Consider the following 24,664-nt stretch of genomic DNA (forward strand, 5'->3'; position numbering starts at 1 on the left):
CGCGTCGGTAAGTTGCGCTCGCGTCACGCAACACGGTCTACCGGATCAGGACCCGTCGCGAGGGTGAATCCCTCAGATTGATCACGACCAAATACGTGCCCTAGTCGAGCCGTGCGCGGGAGGCTGCCGGGAGTCATGCGGGGGCCAGCCTCCAGAGCGAGGTGACCTCGGCGGCGCGGGCGGCGCGCAGGAGGGGATCGGCCCGATCGGGGGCGGTGGCCCGGGGGTTGGCGGGGGACGGTGTCGAGACGCCCGGTGATGCGCAGCCCGGCCTCGGAGACGGCGCCGAGCAGGTCGGCGCGGGAGCGCAGGCCGAGGTGTTCGGCGAGGTCGGAGAGGACGAGCCAGCCCTCGCCACCGGGCAGTAGACGGTCGGCCAGGCCGTCGAGGAAGCCGCGGAGCATGCGGCCGTCCCGGTCGAAGACGCCCTCGTCGAGGCTGGAGCTCGGGCGGCCGGGCAGCCACGGGGGATTGCACACGATCAGGGCGGCCCGGTCGTGGCCGGGAGGGTAGAGGCCGGTGCCGGCGATCCTGATGCGGTCGGCGAGCCCGAGGCGGCGGGCGTTGTCGCGGGCGCAGGCGAGGGCGCGTGGATTGGCGTCGGTGACCAGGACCTCGCGCAGTCCGCGCCGCGCCAGGAGCGCGGCGAGCACCCCCGTGCCGGTGCCGAGGTCCTGGGCGGTGGCCGTGGGGCCGGTACGGGCGGCCGGTGGCAGCGGCGCCCGGGCGACGAGGTCGACGTACTCGCCGCGGACGGGTGAGAAGACCCCGTAGTGCGGGTGGATGCGGGCGCCGAGGGCCGGAACCTCGACGCCCGTGGTGCGCCACTGGTGTGCGCCGATCACACCGAGGAGCTCGCGAAGGGACACGATTCTGTTGTCAAGGAGCGGTCCGTAGGCCGTCAGGCAGGCCTCGCGGACGTCGGGCGCCCGGTGGAGTCGGACGCGGTGGTCCGCGCCGAGCGGCACCAGCAGCGTGCCGAGGACACGCGCGAGGCGGGCGCGTTCCCGACGGTGCTGCCGGAAGGCATCGGCCGGGGAGTCGGGGGTGGATCGGGGCCGGCGCCGCTCGGCGCGGCGGCGCATGGCGTGCAGGAGGCGCAGTGCGCCGGGGTAGGTGCCCTGCCAGAGCAGGGCGGTGCCCTCGCACGCCAGGCTGTAGGCGGCCCCGGCGGACAGGGTGTCGTCGGCGACGATCAGGCTCTGCGGCGGGGGTGCTCCGTTCTCGCTGTGCCAGGGTGCGGGCAGGGCGGAAGAGGTGGGCAGGGTGACGATGCCGGGCCGGTGGGTGTCGGACACCGGGACTCCTCGTGGTCGATCGTGCAGGGGACACGAAGAGCGCTTCGACGAGGAGGTGAGCAGCAGGCGCGCCGGGATGGCGGGCGCGGGGCGTCAGGCCGGGTGCGGCTCACGCGTCGAAGCGCGAGCCGAGGTGTCACCGAGTAGGAGGCCCGGCACGACGGCGGGCCGTATACCACTGATCATCTGCGGGCCTCCTCTCCGAATGTCCGAACCAGCTGGTCCTGTGCGGATGTTCGTACGCTTTCACACAGAGTGGTTGGATCGCAACCGATTTATCACCGGCCCGACGGCCAGTCGTGCGGCACGCGCTCCAGCACGCCTGCGCCGAACAGCTCGTACAGCGGCAGGGTCTCCAGATGGACGTAGCCGATGTGGCAGTCGCAGACCGGCAGGGGGCAGGCGCGCGGCCGCAGTCGGGAGCGGTAGCTGCCGTCGTAGAGGTTGCCGAGGACGTCCCGGACGAAGTGGCAGCGGCGCACGGTGCCGTCGCCGTCGACCGACAGTACGGACTCCCCGGTGCGGCACGGCAGCCCGGCGCTGGGGTGGGCGTGCCGGCTGTAGCCGAAGTGCGGGTCCACCGCTGCCCACTGGGCGGCCTCGGCGTCGGTGTAGGCGAGGCCCTCGGCGGCGTTGACCCACAGGTAGACGCCGTCGGACAGTTCGGCGCGCAGCCGACGGGCCTCGGCGAGGTGCTCGGGTTGGCCGACCACGCCGACGCTGTAGCGCACGCCGAGTGCGTCCAGCTCGCGACACTTGGCGAGGAAGCGCTCGCGGGTGACCTGGCCGGGGTGGAAGGTGACCCAGAGGGCGAGGGCGTCGAGGTCCGCCTCGGCGAGCCAGCCCGTGCGGCAGCTGAGGTTGGTCTGGATCGCGACGCGGCGGACGTGCGGCAGGTGGCTCAGCTCGACCAGCGCGCGGCGGTACCAGGACCGCACCAGCCCCTCGCCCCAGGGGGTGAACAGCAGCGACAGGGTGTCGCCGGTGTCCGTGCGCCCGGCGGCCCAGCCGGTGAAGCGCTCCAACGCGGCCCGGTCGGCCCGAAGTTGCTCGGGGCTGTCGCGCCGCTTGGCGAACGGGCAGTACGGGCAGTCGTAGTCGCAGGAGGCGAGCGGACCGCGGTAGAGCAGCGTGAGGCTCCGCGCGCCGGCCTCCGGCAACGGTGGGGCGGAGGGCATGCCGAGGAAGGTCATTTCGCCTCGTAACCGGCCATCCGGGCCCGGACCTCGGGCGAGAACAGCATCGGCCCGACGGCGTCCGAGTGCGCCAGCCCCTCCGGACTGAGCCGCAGGCACGCCGGATCGCCCTCGGCGAGCCAGCCGCGCTCGGCGAACCCGGCCAGCTCCGCCGGGAAGTCCTCGGCCGGTGAACTGTCGAACCGGGCGCGGTAGTCCGCCAGCGCCATGCCCTCGGCCTGGAGTAGCGACTGCACCAGGTGCCGCCGGCGGGGCTCCTCGCCGCCCATCCAGTGGCCGACCTCGGCCCGGTGGAAGTCCTCGGTGGCGACGTAGTCGTCGATGATGCCGCGCACCGCGGTGGCGTTCACCGCGTAGTCGAAGGAGTAGTGCAGCCGCGAGGTGTAGGAGCGGGCGCCGCAGCCCAGCCCGACCATGCCGTCGGTCTGGCAGGCGTACTCGCTCGCTCCGGCCTGCGGGGAGGCGGCGCGGCGGAACATCCGCATCGACACCTGCTGGTAGCCGTGGGCGAGCAGGTGGTCGCGGCCGGCTCGGTAGAGCGCGAGCCGGCGCGCGTCCCAGGCGGCCTGGCTCTCCTGCTCGCCGCGCCGGGCCAGGCCGGTCAACGGGCGGACGTACAGCGGGTAGAGGTACAGCTCCTCGGGCTGCCAGGCGAGCGCGGTGTCCAGCGAGCGGAGCCAACTCGGCTCGGTCTGGCCGTCGATGCCGTAGATGAGGTCGATGTTGAGCACCGGGAAGCCGGCCGCGCGGATCCGGCCGAGGGCGGCCTCCACCTCGGCCCGCTTCTGCGGGCGGACCGCGGAGCGCGCCTCGGTGTCGTCGAAGGACTGCACGCCCAGGCTCAGCCGGGTGGTGCCCCGGGCGGCCAGCACCTCCAGCCGGTCGGCGGTCGCGGTGGCGGGTGAGGCCTCCACCGAGAGCGGTACCGCCCTCAGGTCGGCGCCCATCCGCTGCTCGGCTATGTCGCACAGCCGCTCCAGCTCACCGGCCGTCAGATAGGTGGGGGTGCCGCCGCCGAACGCGGCCAGCGCGAACCGGGCCCCGTCGTCCAGTGCCGAGCGCACGGCCGTGGCCTGGCGTTCCAGGGCGTCCAGGTATGCCGTGGTCAGGCCCTCGGGGCTGCCGATCCGGGTGAACAGGTTGCAGAAGCCGCAACGGACCTCGCAGAACGGTATGTGGAGGTAGAGCGAGAGTGCGTGCTGTGCCTCGCCGGCCCACAGCTCGCGCAGCGGGGGACGCCCGGGCAGCGGGCGGTAGGCCGTCTTGTGCGGGTACGCGTAGACGTACGACTGGTACGGCGAGTCCGGGCGCGGGGGTGCGGTGGTCATGCGCGCTCCTCGGAGGTCGCGGTGGGGTGCGTCGCCCGGGCGGGGAGGGTGAAGTGCGCGTACGGGACCGTCCAGACCACCTCGTGGCCGATCCGGTGCCCGGTGTAGCCGTCCTCGCCGTAGGCGGTGCCGTGGTCGGAGCAGACCATCGCGAAGCAGGGGCGGCGGGCGCTCATCGCGGTGAACAGGCGGCCGATGTGCGCGTCCACGTACTCCAGGGCGGCGGCGTGGCTGTCCCGGGAGTCCCCGTGCTCGCGGGTGGCGCCGGGCAGGTGGAACCAGTTCGGCTGGTGCAGCGCCGAGACGTTCAGGAAGAGGAACAGCGGCTGGTCGGCGGGCTGTTCGGCGGCGACCCACTCGGCCCGGGCGACCTGCTCCTCGAAGGACGTCGGCGACGCCACGCCCAACTCGGGTGCCCAGTGGCTCTCCTGGAAGAGGCCGGGCAGCACCGAGCCCAGCGGGCCCTGCTTGTTGAAGAATCCGACGCCGCCGATGCACACCGTGCGGTACCCGGAGGCGGCCAGGGCCGTCGGCAGGTCAGGGGCGTCGAACACCCAGGTGCGCGGGGCGGTGCTCTCCGAGCCGGCGAAGCGGGCGGCGAACAGGCGCGGGTGCGGGCCGTCTGGAGAGGCCGGTGTCGGCAGGAAGCCGGCCAGGATCGCCTGGTGGGAGGCGTAGGTGAAGCTGCCCGGCGCGTGCCGGCGCTCCCAGCTGCTACCGGGGAGGACGGCGGCGAGGTTCGGGATGCGGCCGGCGGCGGCCAGCTCCTCGGCGACGTCGAAGCGGAGCGTGTCGAGGGTGACGAGCAGCAGGTCGTGGGTGCCCACGACGGCGTTCATGTCGGGAGCGGGAGCGGGAGCGGGAGCGGGAGCGGGGACGGGGGTGGTGTTCTGGTGGTTCATCGAGCGGGTTCCGTGATCTGGTGGTCCGTCGCCACGGGGGACGACGGGGAGGGGGCGGTGAGTGCGGCCAGCTGGGCGCCGTAGGTGTCCAGACCCTCGGCGGGGCCGCCGGGCAGGCCGGTGAGGTTGGGGAGCAGGTCGCCGAAGGCGTTCACCTCGCCGACCAGGGCGCGCCGCCAGCCGGCCGTGGGCAGGACGTCGACACCGACCATCGGTGAGCCGGGGAAGCAGGCCGCCGCGCGTTCGGCCGTCTCCAGCAGGGCCGGCCAGGCCGGCCCCGCCGTCTCCCGGACCTGCTCGATGCTGCCGCGGGCCCCGCCGAGGTGCAGGTTGGTCATCGGCTGGGTGCTGGTGCGCACCACGGCGTGGGTGGCCCGGCCGGCGACCACCACGACCCGCAGGTCCGCGGAGCGGCCGGACTGCGAGGCCTTCGGGATCCACTGCTCGACGTGCAGCCCGTCCGGTGCCAGGGCGTCGACGATCGCGGCGACCTCCCGCTCGTCGCGGTAGCGGCGCACCCGCAGCGAGTTGTGCAGCCGGCCGTCGGCCAGCTCCACCGAGGTGGTGGCCTGCAGTTGCCCGCGCGGCCCGAACTCCAGGGCCATCACCCCGGAGGCGGAGGAACCGTGCGCGGGCTTGACGAAGACCCGGCGCAGGCCGGCCTCGGCGAGGCGCTCGCGCAGGTGCTCCCAACCGGTGACCTCGCCGCCGAGCGCCCTGGGCACCGGCACCCCGCCCGCGGCGAGCAGGGCGTGCGCCCGGCGCTTGTCGAACATCACGGCGATCTCCTCCGGATCGCCGAGCAGCCGTACGCCGGGCCGGGCGGCCAGCCCGCGCAGCGCGGCCATGACGCCCTCGTACCAGACGGCCGTGCCCTCGACCCTGGTCGGCGCGTAGCCGGAGCCCAGCGCCGGGCCGCGCAGCAGCCGGTCGACCTCCGGCTCCTCGCCGGGTGACTCGACGCGCAGCAGACCGCCCTCGGGCAGCCGGTACCGGCCGCGCAGCACGTCCAGCCAGGGCAGGACGGCGGGCTCGGGCAGCCCGGCGGCCCGGGCGGCGGCCGCGAACAGCGTCACCCGTCGGTGCCCCGGATTGCCGAGGACGGTCAGCCGCATGGTCATCGCCTCCGCACCCGCCTACTCGGCGACCGAGACGTAGCGGTCGTCCTCGTCGTCCATCTCGTCGCCCTCGGCCTCGCCGAGGTCGACCTCGACCCCGGGCAGGGCCTCCCGCAGGCGCTCCTGCAGCGCGTCGCTCAGGTAGTGGTGGTGCAGGTCGAGGGCGCGCAGGTGGGTGAGCGGCTGGCCCTCCAGCAGGGCCGTGGCACCGTCGTCGGAGAGCACACCCATGGAGAGGTCGAGCGACTCCAGCCGGGCGACCACGGGGGCGTGCGCCACCGCGGCGGCGATCTCGTCCTGGAACTCGCTGTTGGCCAGCCCGAGGTGGCGCAGCCTCGGCAGCCGGGTGCCGTCCAGGAACGGCGCCAGGTCGTCCGGCGTCGTGTCACCGCCGTACTCGTCCACACCGAGCCAGAGGTCCAGGCGCTCCAGCGCGGGCAGTTCGGAGCCGGCCACCGCGCGCACCACGGTGGCCGGAAGGCCGCCGGACTCGAATCGCAGGCTGGTCAGCCGGTCGTGCCGGACCGGCTCCAGGGTGAGGTCCATGCCGCCGCGCACGGCCAGCGACCGCAGCCCGGGGAAGGCGTTCAGCAGCGGGGTGACGTCGTCCATCTCGAGCCAGGAGATCTCGCACTCGTCGTACGTCACCTCACCGAGGAACAGCGCCTCCAGGGCGGGCAGGCGCCGAGCGTCGGCGGTGACGGCCTCGACCGCGGGGCCCACGGAGGTGTAGCCGTCCTGCCACCAGGCGCCGATCACCACGGCGCGCACACCGGCCGGATCGACCTTCTCCAGGAAGGACCGCCAGAGGTGGGCGAAGTCCTGCTTGGAACCGTATTCGAGGGACAGTCGCCAGGCGACGGCGCCGGCGGCGGGCCGCGGCCGGGCGTCGTCGGGCGTGAACTCGTGGATCGGCAGCTCGTGGAAGCGTTCGATGTGGCGGGAGACGGCCATGTCGGATCCTGGTGGGTCGAGTGGTCGGACGGATGGTCGGGCGCGTGCGGGAGGTCGGTCGGTGCGCGCGGGAGGTGACGGCTACTCGGCCACGGCCACGTAGCGCCACCTGTCGTCGGGCTTGCCGGCCTCGGAGAGGTCGATCTCGACCCCGGCCAGGGCCTGGCGCAGGCGCTGCTGCATCTCCTCGGTGAGGTAGTGGTGGTGCAGGTCGAGGGCGCGCAGGTGGGTGAGCGGCTGGCCCTCCAGCAGGGCGGTGGCGCCCTGGTCCGTCAGCACGCCCTTGGAGAGGTCGAGCGACTCCAGCCGGGCGACGACGGGCGCGTGCGCCACCGCGGCCGCGATGTCGTCCTGGAACTCGCTGTTCTGGAGGCCGAGGTGGCGCAGCGCCGGGAAGCGGGTGCCGTCCAGGAACGGAGCGAGGTCGTCCATCGTCGCGTCGCCGCCGTAGTTGTCCACGCCCAGCCAGAACTCCAGCCGCGCCAGGGCCGGGAAGTCGCAGCCGGCCACCGCGCGCACGACCGAGCCCGGCAGGCCGCCGGCCTCGAAGCGCAGCGCCTCGAGCGCCTCGTGCCGCAGCGGCTCCAGAGCCAGCCCGCCCTTGCCGTCCCAGTCCTGCGAGGCGCCGCGCACCACCAGCTCGGCCAGCCGCGGGAAGGCCGTCAGCAGCGGTGTGATGTCGCACTGCTGGATCCAGGAGATCTCGCACTCCTCGGCGGTGATGTCGCCGACGAACAGCGCGCGCAGGGCGGGCAGCCGGCCGGCGGCGGCGACGATCGCCTCCATCGGCTCCCGGAAGCCGTCCGGCTCGTCCGGCGACCACTGGCCGATCACCACCGCGGTGACCCGCTCGGTGTCGACGGTGGCGAGGAACTGCTCCCAGCGCTCGACGAACATCGCGTCGGACTCGTAGTCGAGCCTGATCCGCCAGGCAGCCGAGGCCGCGTCCGGCAGCCGGACGGCGCCGGAGCCTCCCTTCTCCTCGGCCTCCGCCAAGGCCTCCACGAAGTCGAAGACGGGGAGACCGTGGAACCGTTCGATGTGGTCGTTGACAGTCATGCGCCGCTCCTCGGGATCTGGGCCGAACAACTGTCTACCAGCCGGGACTGACAATCCGGCGGCCGGGTCACCGCCCGGGCGCGTTGTCAGACCCTTGCCCTATGTTCGGGTCCTGGCTCCGGAGAGTGACCGCGGCGGACGCGGCGGAGCCATGGGTTCCGGCGTCCGCCGGAGTCCGGCCGTACGGCGAGGGAGGACTGATGTACCGCCAGGGCGATGTGCTGATCGTGCCGGTCGAGGAGGGTGCGGTGCCGCTGCGGGTGGCCGAGCTGGCCGTGCGGGCCCGGGACGCCCGGGGCCGGATGGTGCTCGCGCTCGGCGAGGTCACCGGGCACGCGCACGCCGTGGTCGGCCCCGGCGCGCTGCGGCGCGAGAGCGGGCCGTTCGGCGCGAGCTGGCTCCACCTGCCCGAGGGCGGCCGGGTGGTGCACGAGGAGCACGCGGCGATACCGCTACCCAAGGGGTGGTACCGGGTGGTCCGCCAGCGCGAGTACGTGCCGGGCGCCGTGCGGATGGTCGCGGACTGACGACCGCTCCGCCCGCCGCACGGGGGTCGGCGGGCGGGTGAGCGCGGGGCGGGGCACGAGGGCGGAGCGCGCGGCCGGGGCCGCGGCACGGAACGGGAACGGACGGCCGGGCGGGGAGCTCGGCCGGGAACGGAGCAGGGATGGACACGGTGATCCACGACGAGGTCCACGGCGGCGCCGCGCAGGTGGTGTCCGGGCCGGCCGAGGTGACGGCCCGCTGGCGGGCGGCCGCGGCGGCCACCGGGGCGGGCGACCGGGCGGCGGCCGAGCACGCCGTCCGGGCCGCCTACCGGGCGGCCGGGCTGCCCGAGCCCGAGGCGGTCCGCTGGTTCGGGTCGCCGCTCGCCGCGACGGAGGCGGCGCTGGAGCTGCGGGCCGCCGGCGCGCAGAGCGTGCGCGAGGCCGTGCGCACCCGGCCCTGGGAGGAGGCCCGGCGGCGGGCCGTCGAGCAGGTCGGCACCGCCGGGTGGGCGGGCCACTGGGCGCTCACCGGCGGTGAGCTCGGCCCGGTCACCACCCCGCTCGCCGACCGGCTGCGCAACGCCGTGCTCGACCGGCTCGCCCCCGAGGCCGACCGGGAGGCCGACGCCGCCGTGGCCGAGGAGGCCCGGGCCCGTCGCACCACCGTCCGGCTCGCCCTGCTGGACGCCGTGCGGGGCCAGCACGACGCGCCGTGGTTCGCCGCCTTCGAAGCCGCCGGGGCGGGCGCCGACGCCGTCGCCCCGCTCGCCGAGCTGGCCCGACGGGCCGGCTGGTGGTGGCCGTACCGGGACGTGGCACTGATCAGCGAGCGGCCCACCGCCCTGCACCGCGACGAGGCCGGCCGGCTCGACCGCGCGGACGGGCCCGCCCTGGAGTACGCCGACGGCTTCGCCCTGCACGCCTGGCGCGGCATGCCCGTCCCGCCGGAGTTCCTGGCCGGCCTGGCCGGGGTGACGGTCGAGCGGATCCGCACCGAGGAGAACGCCGAACTGCGCCGCGTCCTGCTGGAGCACTACGGCTACGAGCGTTACCTGGCCGACTCCGGGGCCGAGCCCGTCCACCGGGACGAGACCGGTGTGCTCTGGCGGATCGTCCTGCCCGACGACGAGCCGGTGGTGATGGTCGAGGTGGTCAACTCCACCCCCGAGCCGGACGGCACCCACCGCACCTACTGGCTGCGCGTCCCCCCGAGCACCCGCACCGCGCGCGCCGGGGTCGCCTGGACCTTCGGTATACCCGAGAGCGCCTACCACCCGCAGCGCGAGACCTGACCGAGGGCGCTTCCCGGCATCCGGAGCAGGCCCCTGAGCTGCGCGTGTTGACCCTTACCCCACGTCAGGCCGCACGGTGGGGGCGCAGCAGAACGCACGGATGATCGGAGGGACGCATGAGCTGGTCGGTGGGCCAGGTCTCCGGCTTCGCCGGGGTCACGATCCGGACCCTGCACTACTACGACCGGTCCGGGCTGCTCTCGCCCAGTGAGCGCAGCCCGGCCGGCTACCGGCTCTACAGCGGCGCGGACCTCGCCAGGCTCCAGCAGATCCTCTTCTACCGGGAACTCGGCTTCCCGCTCGACGAGATCGCCGACATCCTGGCGGACCCGCAGGCCAACGCGCTCGACCACCTGCTGGCGAGACGCCAGGCCCTCACCGAGCAGATCGGCCGCCTGCAGAAGCTGGTCGACGTCGCCGAGCGGGCCATCGAGGTCCAGCGCACCGGGGTCGAACTGACGCCCCAGGAGCGCTTCGAGGTCTTCGGGGACGTGGTCTTCGACCTCAGCTACGCGGCCGACGCCCACCTCAAGTGGGGCGAGCGGGACAGCCACCAGGAGGCCCTGGCCCGCGCCGCCACCCACTCCAAGGAGGACTGGCAGCAGCTGATGGCGGAGGCCGCCGAATGGCGCGGCCGGCTCCTGGACGCCTTCGACGAGGGGCTGCCGGTCGACCACCGGACGGTGCTGGACCTCGCCGAGCAGCACCGGCAGCACATCACCCGGTGGTTCACGCCCTGCCCGCCGGAGATGCACTGCCGGATCGCCGACGACTACGAGGCGGACGCCCGCGCCTTCGCCCTCGTCGTCCCGCCAGCCGAACAGCGCCCCGGCCTGGCCGGCTATCTCCGGTTGGCGATCGGCGCCAACGCCGAACGGCGCGACGGCAGCGGCCACCAGGAGGCGGCCCGATGAGGATCCTCGTGATGGCCGCCGGATCGTACGGCGACGTCGCCCCCTACACCGGTCTCGGGGCGCACCTGCGCGGCGCGGGGCACGAGGTCGTGCTCGCGGCGCCCGAAACCTTCCGCGAGCTGGTGGCCGGCAGCGGCCTCGACTTCCGCCCGCTCCCGGTCGATCCGCGCGGGGCCGGCACCGAGTCGCGCGGCGGGCGCTCCGAACTCCTCGCACGGGCCGCCGCGTTCATCGGGCAGCTGGGGGGAGCGCTCGCGGACGCCGCCGCGCCGGGCGCCGATCTGCTCCTGCTCGCCACCACCACCGCGCCACTGGGCTGGCACCTCGCGGAGGCGATGGGCGTCCCCAGCCTGGGGGTCTACCTCCAACCCACGCTGCCGACCCGAGAGTTCCCGCCGGTCGTCGGGGGCGGCCGCTCGCTGGGCGGTTGGGGCAACCGGGCGGCAGGGGCGCTCGGCCAGCGGGTCGTCGACCGCCTGCACACCGAGGCCGCACGCAGCCTGCGGTCGCGGCTGGGCCTCCCGGCGCTCTCCCAGACCGCGTGCCGACAGGTCATGGAGCGGGCGAACTGGCCGGTGCTGCACGGCTTCAGCCCGACCGTCATACCGCGCCCGGCCGACTGGCGGGAGGGGCTGCGGGTGGTCGGCAACTGGTGGCCGCACGTGGCGGAGGACTACCGCCTCCCGGCCGAGGTCGAGGACTTCCTGCGGGCCGGGCCGCCGCCGGTGTTCATCGGCTTCGGCAGCATGGCGGCGGGGCAGAGGGAGCGCCTGAGCACCCTCGCGGTGGAGGCCCTGCGGCGGGCGGGCGCCCGGGGCGTGGTGCAGGCCGGCTGGGCCGGGATCGCCGGGCACGGCGACGACGTGCTGACGGTCGGCGAACTCCCGCACGCGCGGCTGTTCCCGCACATGGCGGCCGTGGTGCACCACGCGGGTGCGGGCACGGCGGCCGCGACGCTGCGCGCGGGTGTGCCGAGCGTCCCCGTCCCGGTGACGGCGGACCAGCCGTTCTGGGCCGGCCGGCTCACCCGGCTCGGGGCCGCCACCCCTCCGATCCGGTTCGCCGACCTGACCGCCGACCGGCTGGCGGCGGCCATCCGCCGGGCCGTCGAGGAGCAGCGGCTGCGGGAGCGGGCGCAGGAGGCGGCCCGCGCGATGGCGAAGGAGGACGGCGCGAGCCGGGTCGCGGAGGCGGTGGTGGCCTTGGGCCGGTAGCTGAGGCATGCGGCGGCGAGCTCGGGCCGGTCGCCCGCGGGCCGTGCCGGCCGGCGTACACGAGGTGGAACGCGAGCAACGGCGCGGCGAATCACCGGCCGGCTGAGGTTCATGGCCGCCGGGGCGGCATCGACGGGAAGGAGGTACGCGAAGGTCAGTCGGACGAGGGCGTCGAGCAGGCGGCCGCGCCCCGGACGGCGGTGAGCACCCGGACGCCACGACGGAACCACGGGGGTGGTTGGGTGTCGGGGCGTCAGGACCTCAGGAGGTCAGGGCGCCCGGGCGATCAGGACGGGCTGGAAGAAGCCGGTGTCGACGGGCTGCGCCCAGCGGACGCCGGCCAGGCCCGCCTCGGCGGCGAAGGCGCTCAACTGGTCCTGGGTGAGCGCCCAGTAGGTGGCGCGCCTGACGGCGACCTGCCACTGCTCGGCGTCGTCCGGCAGCAGCCGGAAGAGCTCCAGGTCGTACCGCTCGCCGTCCTCGTGCCACTGCCAGAGCTGGAAGACGACCGACCGCCGGCCGCCGTGTTCGGCGGTCTGCGGTGAGGTGGAGGCGGGCCGGGTGCGGCGCAGCTCGTCGTACGGGCGGGTGGTGACCAGCAGCAGTCCGCCCGGGCGCAGGACCCGGCGCAGCTCACCGAGCGCGGCGCGGACGTCCTCGGCTGTCAGTAGGTGGGGCAGTGCGTTGTCGGCGCAGACGACAACGTCGAACCGACCGTCCGGGAAGGGGAGTTCACGCATGTCCGCGGCCGCGGTGGGCAGCCGAAGGCCGCGCGAGGCAGCCTCGGCGGCGGCGCGGGCGGCGGAGACCGGACTGAGGTCGGTGCCGGTGACGCGGTGGCCGAGCGCGGCCAGGCCGATCGCCTGGGTGCCGATGCCGCAGGCGCAGTCCAGCACCTCGGCGGGGCCGTCGCCGAGGTCCGCGCGGATCAGGGCGTCCAGGGCGGCGCCCTGGCGGGCGAGCGAGGCGTTCCAGTCGGTGTAGAGGAGGTGGTAGTCGTCGGCGAAGTCGTCGTAGAAGCGGCCGAGGGAGGACTGGTTCATGGCGGCAGGGTCTCCACGGGGTCGTCGGTGCGAGCGGCAACGGGGCGGGAGAGCCCGGGGGTGTGGGAGCGGGCCGTCCGCCACGGCGCTATCCTCGCCCGGGCGTACCGGCGCGGAGTACCGGTTTTCGGGGCCGTCGAGGGGCGGGCGCATGGCATGGGAGCCGGACGGGGTCCGGCCGGCCGAGCAGGCGACCGGGGCGGTCGAGCTGCCGGAGAGTAGCTGGTGGGACGGGGACGGGCGGTCCTGGCGCCCCGGCGAGCTGCGGCTGGCCGTCGGGTCCGACCTCTGCTACCACCACGGCCTGGAGCCGGTGTTCGCCGACCCGCTGTACGTCCGCTGCCCGGCGTCCTTCCAGGACTCGGTGTTCCGCCCGCCCACGCCCGAGGAGCGGCGCCTGGTGGAGCGGCAGTGTGGGGAGGAGGTTGGCGCGCTGGTCGCCTTCGAGGCGGACGACGGCGGCGCGGAGCCGGTGAGCAGGCTGATCGCCGCGGTGAGCCTGGAGCTGCGGGTCGGCACCGTCCTCCGGTACCGGCCGGCCGGCTTCTCGGCCGGTCCCTCCGCCGCTTCCTCCGCCGCTTCCTCGGCCGGCGGACGACCCGGACGGGACGTCCGCCGGCCGGACGGCACCCTCACCGCGATGATGCGGGCATGCGTACCTTCGAAGAGCTGATCGCCGAGGCCGAGGCCGAGACCGTGTCCGTGGACGGCTGGGACTTCTCCTGGCTGGAGGGCCGGGCCGCCGAGGAGCGGCCCTCCAGGGGCTACCAGCGGCTGCTGGCCGGGCGGTTGGCCGGGCGGTTGGGCGGGCGGTTGGGCGAGGCGACGGCGGACCTGGACATCCAGACCGGCGGCGGCGAGGTGCTCGCGGGCGCCGTCCGTCTGGACGGGTGCCCGCCCGTGCTCGCGGCAACCGAGTCCTGGCCGCCCAACCTGGCCCGCGCCACGCGGCTGCTGCACCCGCCGGGCGCGGTGGTGGTCGCGGACCCGGACGAGCCGCCGCTGCCGTTCGCCGACGGAGCCTTCGACCTGGTCGGCAGTCGCCACCCGGTGCGGGCCTGGTGGACGGAGATCGCCCGGGTGCTGCGCCCCGGCGGCACGCATGCCGTAGCCGGGAGAGCAGCCGGTACACCCAGAGCAGGTCGCGTCTTACTCGGGGCCCGACTGGCGGCGCATCTCCATCTCGCCGTAGTGCAGTGATGGCGGCGGCTGCCGGATCATGGGCTGAGTGACCGTCAGATGTCAGCCCCGCAGGCTTTCATGCGCGGCCCAGGCGTCCAGCAGCGGCGGTACCACCGAGCGTCGCACGGATGTGCGGGCGGCGCTGCGGAGCACGGCCGCGCGGACCTCTGCCGGGGCGGCCCGAGGGAAGCAGGACAGCAGCAGGGCGAGGGTGCCGGCGACGAAGGGGACGGCCACGCTGGTGCCCGATAGCACGAGCGGGCGTTCGTCGGGGTTCAGTTGCACCACGGCCTGTCCCGGTGCGCCGACACCGCGGGCGCCGATCGAGCCGCCGAGGTTGGACAGGTCCATCGGGTGGCGCCGGCCGTCGTACCCGACGACCGGGATGGTCCAGGGGTGCCGGGTCAGCACGGAGCTGCCCAGCCGGCCCTGGTTACCGGCCGCGACGACGGTGAGCGCCCCGCGCGCCGCCGCGTGGTCCAGGGCGGCCGTCAGCTCGCGGTGCCCGTTGCCGGACGGCCGCTCGGGCGCGACGCTCAGGTTGAGCACCCGGGCTCCGGCATCGACGGCTTGTACGATGGCGGCGGCCAGCTCCTCGGCCGAGGTTGCCAGCGGGGAGGGAGAACCGGCCGGTACGGCAACCGGGGAGACGCGGTGGCCGGCGAAGACGGGACGGATCAGCAGGGTGCAGTCAGGGCAGATGCCCGGTGACGGCGAGGCGCGGTCGGCGCTCAACACGCCGGCGACGAAGCTGCCGTGCACGCAGGGGCCGTCGCCGGCGGTCGCGCAGACCGCCCCGGCTTCGGCCGACCCGCCGGTGGCGTCCGGTCGGCCGGGCAGAACGCGCAACCGCCGCCCGGCGAAGGCGGGTTGTCCGACGGCGACCAGGCCGTCGAGCAACCCGACGGCAACCTCCGGCCGTCCGGCACTGCGCGCCATCAGCGGCGCCAGCCCGACAAGGTCGAGCGGCCTCACACGCCCGGGAACGGTGGGCATTGGGCGTAGCAGTCGCTCAAGCAGTCGCGGCACCTCCGGCCGTAGGGGTCATGAATGCAGAACGGGTAACAGGCCCCGCGGCACTCGGGGATGCAGATCGGGTCGACCAGAGGCGATCCGCTGCCCGAACATCCGGACGGCGCCAGGACGTTCGCACGCGCCGACCCGCCCCGGGGCGGGCTCGGGCGGTAGTGCCGCCGGCTCCGGTAGACCGCCGCGTCGGCGGTGAAGCCTGGCATCCTCATCGGTACACACCTCGTCTCAGAACGGGCCCGCAGCATCGTCGGAGCCCATACACGCATCAATGCAGGGGGAGTAACACGTGTCGCAATCCTCGCTGCGCGGGTTGTGGCAGAACGGTCGGCATTCGTTCCGGCACAGCCGGACGCACACGCCCGGCATGACGTCGCCACCGGCCCGTCGGCCGGCTCGGCCCTGTGGCAGCAGACCCGGCCTCCGCCGTGCCGGGACGCCGTGCCCCGGCCGGTAGCCTCCACCGCTCCGGTAGGTCGCCGTGTCCGCGGTGAAACCCGGAATGCTCATCGTCGCTCACCTCACCTCACCTCACCTCATCTCGGCCCGGCGGCCGATCAGCGGTCGTAGTAGGGCCCCAGCTTCGTCACCACGAAGGGGAACTCCTCGGTGCAGTCGAGCCGCACGAAGAACTTCTCGGTGACGTCGCTGTGGCGGTTCGTGTAGGAGAGCACCACGTCGAGGATCCGGCGGGCGCCGCTCAGCCTCGAGTCGCAGACCTCGACGGCGCTGAGCGCGGAGTTGGCCGCGAACGCCTCCACGGTCTTGTGGTAGATCCCCTGGTACCGAACGGCCAGGTAGTTGAGCGCCCGGTGCTCGTCGGTGTCGCCGGCGTTGTCACCCAAATACAGGATCCGGCTGAGGAGTTCGTAGGAGGCGGACTCGAACTGGTCGGCGGGGATCAGTTCGGGCCGCTCGATCGCGCTGATCAGCTCCGCGCTGTCGAAGGAGTAGAGCTGATCGAAGAAGACCACCGGGAGCGTCAGGCCGTTGCAGAGCGACGGAGGCGCCAACGGCCCTCGCAGGCCGACCACCACGTCCAGGTCCGTCGGACGCGGGTCGGGCCGGACGGCGTCCACCAACAGCGCGACGTCGGCCGGATCGCGGGGGCGCAGCAGGTAGGTGTCGATGCCCTGGATGTTCAGTACGTAGCACAACTGCCGTGCGAGGTAGCGGTTTTCGGGCTGCGAGATGACCGAGTACACGGTCTGGCGGTCGCTCAGTCCCGTGGTCTCCACCCGACCGACGGCTTGCGCCAGCTCCTTCTCGACCCCCAGGCTCGGGAAACGGAAGTCGACCTGGCCGATCGCGTAGACGAAGCCGGGCTGGTCCGATGCCGAACCCGAGGCCGCCGTCTGTCGCCCTTCAGCCGCGTCGGCGCCCGGACCGCCGCACCCGCAGGCCGGGGTGACAGGCGCGGACGCGGGTTCGAGGTGGCCGGCCGGGTCCGCCCAGGCTCCGCCATGGCCGGGGGCCGGTGCTGAGCGCCGACTGTCCGGTGGCGGTTCGGGCGCCGGCTGCTCCGCTCCTGGTGGTTCCGCCGCTCCCGTCGTGCGGGCCTGCACCGGTCCCCCGACGCCCTGGTCCTGTTCCATCGCTGGCTCCTCGGAGGTCAATTCCGCTGCCGACGGCTCGGCCGGCCGGACACGACCAGCCGGCGGTTCAGTGCGGCGGCGCGTCGCTCGCACCCGCCGCAGGGCCGGATGCCCAGCGTCGAGGTGACCCGCTTGACGGCGTCGCCGAGCCCGATGTCCTGGTCCGTGACGAAGCCCGGCAGCCGCACCCGCCGCGGCGCACTCCCGGCAGCCTGGTCGCGGCGATCACTCTTCTCGCCCGTCGTCATGTCGGACACTCCTCACCTGGTGCGGGCGTAGGACGGAACCCGCACGCCGAGGCCGTTCCGGAGACCGGGACCCGCCGCAGCGCACAAGCGCCCACCCACGGCGTCCCACACTTCCAGGCTGCCTCCGCGCCGCCGTCCGCGCACCTCGGCGGACGCTGTGCCGTAGCCTGGAAGGCGAGGTCGTCGGGTCGCCGGGGGTACGCCGTCGGACCGGCGGGTCCGGGCCCCACGAGGCCGAGACGGGAGGACCCACCATGACCATTCCCGGTTTCCGTGCCGAGGCCACCGTCCAGCCCGGCACCGGGCCGTATCGGACACTCGGCCGATCCCGCGCCGCGCTCGCCGACCGCATCGCGCCGATGTTCACGCAGGAGCAGCTCGACCTGATGGAGGAGTGCGAGCGGTACTACAGGATCTGCGAGGAGGGGTGCGATCCACTCAAGGACAACTACGACGCCTGGCAGCCGTGCAACAGCGACTGCCTGCAGTCCTGGAAGATCTGCATGAACCCCGATCCGGATCCGTATGCGCCGTAGTGGCTCCGTGCCGCTGGGCGCATCCGTCGCACGAACTCGTAGGGTTCGGACTCGGGCAGGGCTCCCATCGCGTTGCCCGTACCAGCGGGAGCCTGCCTCCATGACCGCGAAGCTCCGGGGGTCCTGGCGCATTCGGACGTGACTGTCCGGCACGCCGTCCAGCGAGATGGCCAACACGTCGACGAGGCCCGCCAGTTCGGAGAGCCGGCGGCCGGTGAGCAGCATGCCGTTGCTGGTGACGGTGGTCCGCATGCCGTGTGAGCGCGCCGTTCGCAGCGGGTCGTCCGGCGGCCGGTAGGGCATCGGTTCACCACCGGACACCCCGAGTACGTCGTATCCGAGGGCCGCGGCGTCGGCCATCGCCTGCTGCAGGACGGGCGGCCCGGTGGTCTCCGCGACGTGCGGCCCGGAGGACGAGTAGCAGTGCAGGCAGCGGAGATTGCGGCGCCGGGTGGGGTGGACCCGCAGGACTGCCCGGCCGGGGAGGGTCATCGAGGTGCCCGGTCGAGGGATCAGCGGGCGGGGTTGCCGACCCCGACGGACACCTCGATGGCCGTTCGTCGCCCACTCGGCGCGCTTCCTGATCGAGGCGCGCAGGCCGTGACCGGCGAACAGGTTGCGGTCGAAGCGGAGGTTCCCGCCCGCCCGCCGGGAGGAGCCCCGGTGGGCGGGCGGGCGGCGAACGAACGTCAGGACTGTGCGACGAGGTCCAGGTAGGCGTCGTGCCAGAGGTCCTCGTCGCCGTCCGGCAGGAGGAGCACGCGGTCCGGCCGGAGGGCCTCGATGGCGCCCGGGTCATGGGTGACCATCACGATCGCGCCCGGGTAGGTGCCGACCGCCGCCAGGACCTCCGTGCGGGAGGCCGGGTCGAGGTTGTTGGTCGGCTCGTCCAGCAGCAGGACGTTGGCGCCGGAGTGCACCAGGGCGGCGAGGGCGAGCCGGGTCTTCTCGCCGCCGGAGAGCACCCCGGCCGGCTTGTCGGCGTCGTCGCCACGGAAGAGGAACGCGCCGAGCACGTGGCGCAGTTCGCCGTCGGTCAGGCCGGGCGCGGCCTCGGCGAGGTTGTCGCGGACACTGAGCGCCGGGTCGAGGGTGTCGTGCTCCTGGGCGAAGTAGCCGAGCCGCAGTCCGGTGCCGGGGACGACGCGGCCGGAGTCCGGTGTCTCCCGGCCGGCCAGGATGCGCAGCAGGGTGGTCTTGCCGGCCCCGTTCAGGCCGAGCACGACCAGCCGGCTGCCGCGGTCCACGGCGAGGTCCAGGCCGGTCAGCACCGGCCGGCCGCCGTAGGACTTGGCGAGGCTGATCGCGCCGAGCGGCATCCGGCCGCACGGGGCGGGTTCGGGTAGCCGGATCCGGGCGGTGCGCTCGGCCTGCCGGACGGGTTCGAGTCCGGCGAGCATCCGGTCGGCCCGGCGGGCCATGCTGCGGGCGGTGGTCGCGGTGGCGACGTTGGCCCGCATCCGGCCGGCCTGCGCGTGCAGGGAGGCGGCCTTGCGCTCGGCGTTGGCCCGTTCCCGGGTGCGGCGGCGCTCGTCGGCGGCACGCTGGGTCAGGTAGGCCTGCCAGCCGGTGTTGTGGACGTCGACCGTGGCGCGCTGCGGGTCGAGGTGGAAGACCCGGTTGACGGTCTCGGCGAGCAGCCCGAGGTCGTGGCTGATCAGCACCAGCCCGCCCTGGTGGCCGGAGAGGAAGCCGCGCAGCCAGGTGATGGCGTCGGCGTCCAGGTGGTTGGTCGGCTCGTCCAGCAGCAGGGTGCCGTGGTCGGCGAACAGGATGCGGGCCAGCTCGACCCGGCGGCGCTGGCCGCCGGAGAGCGTGCCGACGGGGGAGTCCATCACCCGGGTGGGCAGGCCGAGTCCGGCCGCGACCCGGGCCGCTTCGGCCTCGGCGGCGTAGCCGCCCCGGGACTGGAACCCGGCCTCGGCCCGGGCGTACGCGTCCATCGCCCGGCACTCCTCGGCCGCCGACCCGGCCCGGGCCATCGCGGCCTCGGCGGCGCGCAGGGCGTGGACGGCGCTGTCCAGGCCGCGGGCGGACAGGATGCGGTCGGTGACGGTGACGGACGGGTCGGCGGCGCGGGAGTCCTGCGGGAGGTAGCCGACGGCCCCGGTCCGGGTGACGGTGCCGTCGGCGGGCGCCAGCTGTCCGGCGAGGGTGGCGAGCAGGGTGGTCTTGCCGGCGCCGTTGCGGCCGACCAGGCCGATCCGGTCGCCGGGGGCGATGTGCAGGGTGACGTCGGACAGCAGCAGGCGGGCGCCGACGCGCACGTCGACACCACGGGTGGTGATCATGGGATAACGCTCCGAAACGACTAGCGGACAGACGGGTGGCGTGGAAGCGGTCCGTCGGCTAGGAGATTCGGGGCGTAGACATGTGGGGCACGGTAGCCGCTGGGGCGGAGCGGGCGCATCCGAATTAACGGGCGACGCATCCGGAGCGGGTGGTCGGCGCACGCTGCCCCCATCCGGAGCGGGTCGTCGGTGCACGCTCCCCCGCCCGCGGCGGGTTGGCGGGCGCACGCCGCCCCGCCCGCAGTGGCGACGTTTCGGCCATGCGGCTCGGCGGATGGCGCACGGGGCGTTCTTGTCGTGGTCACGGCGCAATCGCTTGCATGTCCGCATGGCCCGACGAGACCTCGTACTCCTGACCGATCACAGTTCGACCGAAGGCAGCCGGAAGGTGCTCGCCGCCGCCGCGCGGACGCTGACCGGCCGGGAGCCCGTACACCTGGACGCCCGGCACTTCATGACCGGCGGCAGCGGCCTGGTCGAGGCCGACGTCGAGGGCGGGTTCCGGCTGGAGGCGGGCGGTCGGAGGGTGTCCGCCGACACGGTGATCGTGTACGAGATCCCGCCGCACCGGCGGCGCGCGTTCGAGGACTGCCAGCGGCGGCTGCGCGGATTCGGCGCCCGGTCGCTCGGAGTCGACGCCGAGGCGTGGCGGGCGGCCACCGAGAAGGACCTCACCGTCGCCCGCTTCCTCCGGGACAGCGTGCCGCACATGCCCAGCATCGCGCTCTCCAAGCCGAGCCCGGAGGCCGTCGCCGAGGCCTTCGCGGAGCTCGGCGGCGACGTCTGGGCCCGGCCCTGCGTCGGGATGGGCGGGGACGACGTCTTCCACGTCACCACCCGTGCCCAGCTCGACGCTGCCGCGCGGCACTACGCGCGGGCGGGAGCGGACTGGCTGATCGCCCGCGACGCGCGGAACGTCCTCCCGGACGGGAGCCGCCACCAGTACCGGGTGGTGGTGCTGCACGGGAGGGTGGTCCGGGTGGTCGAGCACGTTCAGGCGGACCCGGACGCGCCCTGCAACGAGAGCCGGGGCGCCGTCTCCACCCTGCTCGACTACGGCGACCTGCCCGACGGGCTGGCGGAGGCGGCCATCGCGGCGGCCGCCTCCCTGGGGTTGGACCTCGCCGGGGTGGACCTCGCCGCCGAGAGCGGCGGCGTGGTCTTCGAGGTCAACGTCCACCCCGCGTTCGGCCGACGTGGCCTGGAACAGGTGGCGCTGCCGTACGTCGCGGCGCACCTCGGCGAGTAGCACCCGGGTGCCCCCGGCGCCGGGCCTGAGGCCCTCGGGCCCACGGTCCGTGACCCGCTCGGGCCCACGGTCCGCGGCCTCCTCGGGTCAATGCCCCCTCGGGTCCATGCCGCCTCGGGTCCATGCCGCCTCGCCTGCTCAGGCCCGCAGGATCGCCGCGAGCACGGGCGGCCGGAACAGCAGTGACGGCGGCGCCACCAGCGACATCACCTCGTGGAACGCCGAAGTGACGGCCGGGTCCCGGGTGCTGGCGGCCAGCACCTTGTCGAAGAACCGGTGCTGGAGCCCGACCAGGCTGCCGGAGGGCGCGCCGGTGGTGGCGTGGAAGCGGGCGTCCTCGGCGCAGGAGATCATCCACGGGATCTTGGACGCCGCGGCGACGGCGTGCCGCGCGGCCCGGGCGGTGGCGTGCCCGATCCCGCCGTGCCGCTTCGCGGTGCGGCGCAGCTCCCGGGCGCAGAACAGGGCGACGGTGACGCCCTGCCCGTACACCGGGTTGAAGGTGCTCGCGGCGTCGCCGACCACCACCAGCCCGTCCGGGGAGCTGCGCTCGTAGTGCCGGCGCACGCCAGGGCCGGGGTGGAAGCCGCGTATCCCGCCCGCCGGTTCGGCGTCCCGCAGCAGCTCGTGCAGGAGCGGGTCGCGCAGCAGGCCCAGGTGCTCGGTGAACCCCTCCTCGCCGGGCCCCGGTTCGGCGCCGCGCATCCCGGCGAGGCTGACGATCCAGCGGTCGCCCTCGACCGGCAGCAGCACGCCCATGCGCGGCTCGTCCGGCGCCTTGGTCTGGAGGTAGGCCGCCCGGCCCGGCCCGAGCTCGGACCCGGTGGGGCGGTGGAAGATCCGGGAGGCGTACGCGACGCCCGCGTCCACCCGCTCCTCGGGTACCGGCGGGCAGCCCAGCTCGGCGAGCCACTTCGGCACCGAGGTCGAACGGCCCGCCGCGTCCACCACCAACTCGGCCGGGATCTCCCGGACTTCGCCGCGTTCGGAGCTGCGCACCGAGTCGTGCGCCGAGCCGTTCGCCGAGCCGTGCGCGGAGCCGTTCGCCGAGTTGTGCGCGGAGCCGTTCTCCGAGTCGCGCTCCGAGCTGTCCCCGGACCGCTCCGAGTCGTGCGCCGACCCGCGCGAGCGGACCTTCACCCCGGTCACCACGCCCGCCGAGCCGAGCAGCCCGACCACGTCCGTCCCCTCCAGGATCTCGATCGCGGGGTGGGCGCGGATCCGGTCCAGCACCAGCTTGTCCAGCAGCGGCCGGGTGCAGGAGAGGAAGCTCACCTGTGCCGGGTACTCGGCCAGCCACCCCGCGGCGCACAGCCACTGGACGTCCGAGGCGGCCACCCGCTGCGCGCCCGCGGCCGTCAGCTCCTGCCGGATGCCGGGCATCATCTCCTCCAGCAGCCGGTGCCCGGCCTCCAGCACCAGGTGGGCGTGCCGGCCCTGCGGCACCCCGGCCCGGAACTCCGCCCCCGCCGGGTACCGGTCCCGCTCCACCACGACGATCCGCTCGGCGAACCCGCGCAGCGCCCACGCGGCCGCCAGTCCCGCGAGCCCGCCGCCCATCACTACTGCCGTTCCCCGCCCCGGGGCCCTCTCCGAAGAAGTCATGGCACGTAGCGTAGTGGCGCCGTCTCCTCCCCGTGATCACTTCGCTCCGGACGAACGCGCCTGCCCGGCGGGGCCGTTGACACAGCGTGAGGAACGATCCCGGGCGGTCCGTGGTGTGCGGGCGTGAGCGGTGGGCGTGGTGGGAGCGGTCCGCGGCAGGGCCCCGGTCGGAGCCCGGGGCGTGCGGGTACTACACTCGGCGGGGTTGTGCTGGCACCCCTCCCGGTGCGCAGGCGCGCGGAGGCGAGGAGGTGAGAGCCGTGGAGTGCAGTAGTACGGGCCGAAGTCGGCCCCGCCCCCGGTTGTCCCGCACCACTCACGGCCCCCGGCACACCTCCTCCCGTACGGCTCCCGCGCGGCGCTGACCTCGTCCTCCCGACGAGGCGCCGCCGGTCGCGCCGTGCGCGTGGCGGCCGGCCGGGCGCCTCCGGTCCGCCGTGTTCCCGTACGGCGGCCGGGCATCCACCGTGGAGGTCCCCGCCATGTCCGACTGGCGTGTGCGCGCCGTGCGCGCGAGCAAGCGTCCGTTCTCCCGTTCCGTCGTCCGGTCCACGGACACCCAGCCGGCGCCCGAGCACTCGATGGACCCGCGCCCCGACCAGCCCGTCGAACCGGTGACGCTGGAACGTTCCGTCGTGGACGCGGCGGTCTACCGGGACGGCCGCCGGACGGAGGCGCCCGCCGACCTCGCCGACATCTACCGCGAGCTGCCCGGCCGGCCCGGCACCATGGCCTGGATCGGCCTGTTCCGCCCCGCCGAGGCGCAGCTGCTGGAGGCCGCCGACCGGTTCAACCTGCACGAGCTGGCCGTCGAGGACGCCATCGTCGCCCACCAGCGGCCGAAGCTGGAGCGCTACGGCGACACCCTGTTCGTGGTGCTGCGCGCCGCCCGCTACCTGGACGAGGCGGAGGAGGTCGACTTCGGCGAGATCCACCTCTTCGTCGGCCCCGACTTCGTGCTCACCGTCCGCCACTCCCAGGCCCCGGACCTCTCGGCGGTGCGCCGCCGCCTGGAGGACGACCCGGAGCTGCTGGCACTCGGCCCGGAGGCGGTGCTGTACGCGGTGCTGGACGCCGTGGTGGACGGCTACGCGCCGGTGATCGCCGGCCTCCAGCACGACATCGACGAGATCGAGACCGAGGTGTTCGGCGGCGACCCGCACGTCTCCCGCCGCATCTACGAGCTGTCCCGCGAGGTGATCGAGTTCCAGCGGGCCACCCGTCCGCTGCTGGAGATCATGAAGAGCCTGGAGGCGGGCTTCGGCAAGTACGGCACCGACGACGAGCTCCAGCGCTACCTGCGCGACGTCGCCGACCACGCCACCTACGCCGCCGAGCGGGTGGACGGCTTCCGGCAGATGCTCCAGAACATCCTGACCGTCAACGCGACGCTGGTCTCGCAGCGGCAGAACGAGGAGATGAAGCAGCTCGCCGAGGCGGGGCACGCGCAGAACGACGAGATCAAGAAGATCTCCTCCTGGGCGGCCATCCTCTTCGCGCCGACCTTGATCGGAACGGTCTACGGGATGAACTTCGAGACGATGCCGGAGCTCAAGTGGGTCTTCGGCTACCCGTTCGCGATCGGGCTGATGGCGCTGGTGTGCACCGGGCTGTACCTGGTGTTCAAGAAGCGGGACTGGCTGTAGGTCCGAGGGGAGCGAGGCCGGAGCCTTCCGCTGGTTCCTCGGCACGGCCTGGCGGCCGGCTCCTCGGCACGCCCTGACCACCGAACGCCCTAGCCGGGCAGCAGCCGCTCGTACTCGGCCACCGGGTCCGTCTGGCGCCGGTACTCGAGGTGCAGCCGGACGGCGCCGTCCGCTCCGGCCAGGTGCTCGAGCGGGCCCCGGCCGGCCGGGAGCGGGCGGGGCTGCGGCCACTGCTGGGCGAGGACGGCGAGCGCGCTGCCGTCCGCGCCGCGCACCACCCAGGTGGCGCGGCCGCCGCCGATCAGCGGGAGCCGGGGTCTGGGGAGTCCGAGGGCGGCGAGTGCCGCCGGGGCGTCCAGGCCGTCGGGGAGCGTGACGGCCTCGGCGTGCGGGGCGTCGGCGTCGTCGCCGGCCGAGACGCTGTCCCGGGTGAGGAGGATGCGCATGACGGGAGGATAGGCGGGACCGGCGGGGGTG

22 protein-coding genes and 2 pseudogenes are annotated in these 24,664 nt (G+C 74.4%); 9 read left to right on the top strand and 15 right to left on the bottom strand.

What is annotated here, in order from left to right:
* Window positions 1-23 precede the first annotated feature (23 nt).
* The 7 genes from ACGF0D_RS34825 to ACGF0D_RS34855 all read right to left on the bottom strand — a co-directional run bounded on the left by ACGF0D_RS34825 (window position 24) and on the right by ACGF0D_RS34855 (window position 7,855).
* Window positions 24-1,298, bottom strand: a complete 1,275-nt coding sequence (locus tag ACGF0D_RS34825) for a methyltransferase (protein ID WP_392923088.1) — start codon at window positions 1,296-1,298, stop codon at window positions 24-26.
* A gap of 278 nt (window positions 1,299-1,576) precedes the next feature.
* Window positions 1,577-2,476 (bottom strand): STM4011 family radical SAM protein, encoded by a 900-nt coding sequence (locus ACGF0D_RS34830; RefSeq protein WP_392923091.1) that lies wholly within the window; start codon window positions 2,474-2,476, stop codon window positions 1,577-1,579.
* Window positions 2,477-2,487: 11 nt separating this feature from the next.
* On the bottom strand, window positions 2,488-3,822 hold the full coding sequence (locus tag ACGF0D_RS34835; protein WP_392923093.1) for an STM4012 family radical SAM protein: 1,335 nt from the start codon (window positions 3,820-3,822) through the stop codon (window positions 2,488-2,490).
* The gene (locus tag ACGF0D_RS34840) at window positions 3,819-4,661 is read right to left on the bottom strand and encodes an STM4013/SEN3800 family hydrolase (RefSeq protein WP_392923186.1); all 843 of its coding nucleotides are present in this window, start codon (window positions 4,659-4,661) and stop codon (window positions 3,819-3,821) included. Before ACGF0D_RS34840 ends, ACGF0D_RS34835 begins: the two co-directional genes overlap by 4 nt.
* 59 nt (window positions 4,662-4,720) lie before the next feature.
* Window positions 4,721-5,845 carry an STM4014 family protein gene (locus tag ACGF0D_RS34845; protein WP_392923096.1) on the bottom strand — a complete coding sequence of 375 codons (1,125 nt, stop codon included), beginning with the start codon at window positions 5,843-5,845 and terminating at the stop codon, window positions 4,721-4,723.
* Between the two features lie 15 nt (window positions 5,846-5,860).
* Complete coding sequence (locus ACGF0D_RS34850) at window positions 5,861-6,796, bottom strand: STM4015 family protein (protein WP_392877702.1); 936 nt, start codon at window positions 6,794-6,796, stop codon at window positions 5,861-5,863.
* An 81-nt stretch (window positions 6,797-6,877) separates the two neighbouring features.
* A complete protein-coding gene (locus ACGF0D_RS34855) occupies window positions 6,878-7,855 on the bottom strand; it encodes an STM4015 family protein (RefSeq protein ID WP_392923098.1) in 978 nt (325 codons plus the stop codon).
* Window positions 7,856-8,055: 200 nt separating this feature from the next.
* Here ACGF0D_RS34855 and ACGF0D_RS34860 point away from each other — a divergent pair, with 200 nt between their 5' ends.
* The 4 genes from ACGF0D_RS34860 to ACGF0D_RS34875 all read left to right on the top strand — a co-directional run bounded on the left by ACGF0D_RS34860 (window position 8,056) and on the right by ACGF0D_RS34875 (window position 11,763).
* Entirely contained in the window at window positions 8,056-8,382 is a 327-nt protein-coding gene (locus ACGF0D_RS34860; protein ID WP_392923101.1) for a hypothetical protein, read from the top strand.
* A gap of 140 nt (window positions 8,383-8,522) precedes the next feature.
* Window positions 8,523-9,635, top strand: a complete 1,113-nt coding sequence (locus tag ACGF0D_RS34865; RefSeq protein ID WP_392923104.1) for a DUF6745 domain-containing protein — start codon at window positions 8,523-8,525, stop codon at window positions 9,633-9,635.
* A gap of 116 nt (window positions 9,636-9,751) precedes the next feature.
* Window positions 9,752-10,549 carry a MerR family transcriptional regulator gene (locus ACGF0D_RS34870; RefSeq protein ID WP_392923107.1) on the top strand — a complete coding sequence of 266 codons (798 nt, stop codon included), beginning with the start codon at window positions 9,752-9,754 and terminating at the stop codon, window positions 10,547-10,549.
* On the top strand, window positions 10,546-11,763 hold the full coding sequence (locus ACGF0D_RS34875; protein WP_392923109.1) for a glycosyltransferase: 1,218 nt from the start codon (window positions 10,546-10,548) through the stop codon (window positions 11,761-11,763). The genes ACGF0D_RS34870 and ACGF0D_RS34875 overlap by 4 nt, the downstream gene beginning before the upstream one ends.
* Window positions 11,764-12,032: 269 nt before the next feature.
* Here ACGF0D_RS34875 and ACGF0D_RS34880 read toward each other — a convergent pair whose 3' ends face one another.
* Window positions 12,033-12,806, bottom strand: coding sequence for a class I SAM-dependent methyltransferase (locus ACGF0D_RS34880; RefSeq protein ID WP_392923112.1), 774 nt, complete (start codon window positions 12,804-12,806; stop codon window positions 12,033-12,035).
* A gap of 151 nt (window positions 12,807-12,957) precedes the next feature.
* Here ACGF0D_RS34880 and ACGF0D_RS34885 point away from each other — a divergent pair, with 151 nt between their 5' ends.
* Together ACGF0D_RS34885 and ACGF0D_RS34890 are read left to right on the top strand one after the other, a co-directional pair.
* Window positions 12,958-13,479 carry a hypothetical protein gene (locus ACGF0D_RS34885; RefSeq protein ID WP_392923115.1) on the top strand — a complete coding sequence of 174 codons (522 nt, stop codon included), beginning with the start codon at window positions 12,958-12,960 and terminating at the stop codon, window positions 13,477-13,479.
* Window positions 13,458-13,910: pseudogene (locus tag ACGF0D_RS34890) on the top strand (methyltransferase domain-containing protein); the annotation flags it as partial. The gene ACGF0D_RS34885 and the pseudogene ACGF0D_RS34890, both read left to right, overlap by 22 nt.
* 138 nt (window positions 13,911-14,048) lie before the next feature.
* On the opposite strand, the gene ACGF0D_RS34895 reads toward ACGF0D_RS34890, so the two are convergent.
* From ACGF0D_RS34895 to ACGF0D_RS34905, 3 genes are all read right to left on the bottom strand, one after another.
* Entirely contained in the window at window positions 14,049-14,963 is a 915-nt protein-coding gene (locus tag ACGF0D_RS34895) for a S8 family serine peptidase (protein ID WP_392923118.1), read from the bottom strand.
* Window positions 14,964-15,574: 611 nt separating this feature from the next.
* A complete protein-coding gene (locus ACGF0D_RS34900; protein ID WP_392923120.1) occupies window positions 15,575-16,612 on the bottom strand; it encodes a hypothetical protein in 1,038 nt (345 codons plus the stop codon).
* 17 nt (window positions 16,613-16,629) lie between these two features.
* Window positions 16,630-16,860, bottom strand: a complete 231-nt coding sequence (locus ACGF0D_RS34905) for a hypothetical protein (protein ID WP_392923122.1) — start codon at window positions 16,858-16,860, stop codon at window positions 16,630-16,632.
* Between the two features lie 254 nt (window positions 16,861-17,114).
* Between ACGF0D_RS34905 and ACGF0D_RS34910 the strand changes: the two genes are divergently transcribed.
* On the top strand, window positions 17,115-17,396 hold the full coding sequence (locus tag ACGF0D_RS34910) for a hypothetical protein (protein ID WP_392923189.1): 282 nt from the start codon (window positions 17,115-17,117) through the stop codon (window positions 17,394-17,396).
* Between the two features lie 138 nt (window positions 17,397-17,534).
* Here the strand turns inward: ACGF0D_RS34910 and ACGF0D_RS34915 are convergent.
* Window positions 17,535-17,888, bottom strand: a pseudogene (locus ACGF0D_RS34915) (radical SAM protein); the annotation flags it as partial.
* Window positions 17,889-18,085: 197 nt separating this feature from the next.
* Window positions 18,086-19,687, bottom strand: coding sequence for an ABC-F family ATP-binding cassette domain-containing protein (locus ACGF0D_RS34920; RefSeq protein ID WP_392923125.1), 1,602 nt, complete (start codon window positions 19,685-19,687; stop codon window positions 18,086-18,088).
* 328 nt (window positions 19,688-20,015) lie between these two features.
* On the opposite strand from ACGF0D_RS34920, the gene ACGF0D_RS34925 reads away from it, so the two are divergent.
* Entirely contained in the window at window positions 20,016-20,936 is a 921-nt protein-coding gene (locus tag ACGF0D_RS34925) for a RimK family alpha-L-glutamate ligase (protein WP_392923128.1), read from the top strand.
* A gap of 138 nt (window positions 20,937-21,074) precedes the next feature.
* Here the strand turns inward: ACGF0D_RS34925 and ACGF0D_RS34930 are convergent, their stop codons facing one another.
* On the bottom strand, window positions 21,075-22,541 hold the full coding sequence (locus ACGF0D_RS34930; RefSeq protein ID WP_392923132.1) for an FAD-dependent oxidoreductase: 1,467 nt from the start codon (window positions 22,539-22,541) through the stop codon (window positions 21,075-21,077).
* A gap of 482 nt (window positions 22,542-23,023) precedes the next feature.
* On the opposite strand from ACGF0D_RS34930, the gene ACGF0D_RS34935 reads away from it, so the two are divergent.
* Window positions 23,024-24,187 (top strand): magnesium and cobalt transport protein CorA, encoded by a 1,164-nt coding sequence (locus tag ACGF0D_RS34935; protein ID WP_392923134.1) that lies wholly within the window; start codon window positions 23,024-23,026, stop codon window positions 24,185-24,187.
* Window positions 24,188-24,276: 89 nt separating this feature from the next.
* Here ACGF0D_RS34935 and ACGF0D_RS34940 read toward each other — a convergent pair whose 3' ends face one another.
* Window positions 24,277-24,633 carry a hypothetical protein gene (locus tag ACGF0D_RS34940; RefSeq protein ID WP_392923136.1) on the bottom strand — a complete coding sequence of 119 codons (357 nt, stop codon included), beginning with the start codon at window positions 24,631-24,633 and terminating at the stop codon, window positions 24,277-24,279.
* Window positions 24,634-24,664: the final 31 nt, after the last annotated feature.

Source organism: Kitasatospora sp. NPDC048298, from assembly GCF_043201465.1.
Lineage (GTDB): Bacteria > Actinomycetota > Actinomycetes > Streptomycetales > Streptomycetaceae > Kitasatospora.

Coding starts and splice junctions, on each gene's coding strand:
- ACGF0D_RS34830 (WP_392923091.1), bottom strand. CDS start 2,476: ATGCCCTCCGCCCCACCGTTGCCGGAGGCCGGCGCGCGGAGCCTCACG.
- ACGF0D_RS34835 (WP_392923093.1), bottom strand. CDS start 3,822: ATGACCACCGCACCCCCGCGCCCGGACTCGCCGTACCAGTCGTACGTC.
- ACGF0D_RS34840 (WP_392923186.1), bottom strand. CDS start 4,661: ATGAACGCCGTCGTGGGCACCCACGACCTGCTGCTCGTCACCCTCGAC.
- ACGF0D_RS34845 (WP_392923096.1), bottom strand. CDS start 5,845: ATGACCATGCGGCTGACCGTCCTCGGCAATCCGGGGCACCGACGGGTG.
- ACGF0D_RS34850 (WP_392877702.1), bottom strand. CDS start 6,796: ATGGCCGTCTCCCGCCACATCGAACGCTTCCACGAGCTGCCGATCCAC.
- ACGF0D_RS34855 (WP_392923098.1), bottom strand. CDS start 7,855: ATGACTGTCAACGACCACATCGAACGGTTCCACGGTCTCCCCGTCTTC.
- ACGF0D_RS34860 (WP_392923101.1), top strand. CDS start 8,056: ATGTACCGCCAGGGCGATGTGCTGATCGTGCCGGTCGAGGAGGGTGCG.
- ACGF0D_RS34865 (WP_392923104.1), top strand. CDS start 8,523: ATGGACACGGTGATCCACGACGAGGTCCACGGCGGCGCCGCGCAGGTG.
- ACGF0D_RS34870 (WP_392923107.1), top strand. CDS start 9,752: ATGAGCTGGTCGGTGGGCCAGGTCTCCGGCTTCGCCGGGGTCACGATC.
- ACGF0D_RS34875 (WP_392923109.1), top strand. CDS start 10,546: ATGAGGATCCTCGTGATGGCCGCCGGATCGTACGGCGACGTCGCCCCC.
- ACGF0D_RS34880 (WP_392923112.1), bottom strand. CDS start 12,806: ATGAACCAGTCCTCCCTCGGCCGCTTCTACGACGACTTCGCCGACGAC.
- ACGF0D_RS34885 (WP_392923115.1), top strand. CDS start 12,958: ATGGCATGGGAGCCGGACGGGGTCCGGCCGGCCGAGCAGGCGACCGGG.
- ACGF0D_RS34900 (WP_392923120.1), bottom strand. CDS start 16,612: ATGGAACAGGACCAGGGCGTCGGGGGACCGGTGCAGGCCCGCACGACG.
- ACGF0D_RS34905 (WP_392923122.1), bottom strand. CDS start 16,860: ATGACGACGGGCGAGAAGAGTGATCGCCGCGACCAGGCTGCCGGGAGT.
- ACGF0D_RS34910 (WP_392923189.1), top strand. CDS start 17,115: ATGACCATTCCCGGTTTCCGTGCCGAGGCCACCGTCCAGCCCGGCACC.
- ACGF0D_RS34920 (WP_392923125.1), bottom strand. CDS start 19,687: ATGATCACCACCCGTGGTGTCGACGTGCGCGTCGGCGCCCGCCTGCTG.
- ACGF0D_RS34925 (WP_392923128.1), top strand. CDS start 20,016: ATGGCCCGACGAGACCTCGTACTCCTGACCGATCACAGTTCGACCGAA.
- ACGF0D_RS34930 (WP_392923132.1), bottom strand. CDS start 22,541: ATGACTTCTTCGGAGAGGGCCCCGGGGCGGGGAACGGCAGTAGTGATG.
- ACGF0D_RS34935 (WP_392923134.1), top strand. CDS start 23,024: ATGTCCGACTGGCGTGTGCGCGCCGTGCGCGCGAGCAAGCGTCCGTTC.
- ACGF0D_RS34940 (WP_392923136.1), bottom strand. CDS start 24,633: ATGCGCATCCTCCTCACCCGGGACAGCGTCTCGGCCGGCGACGACGCC.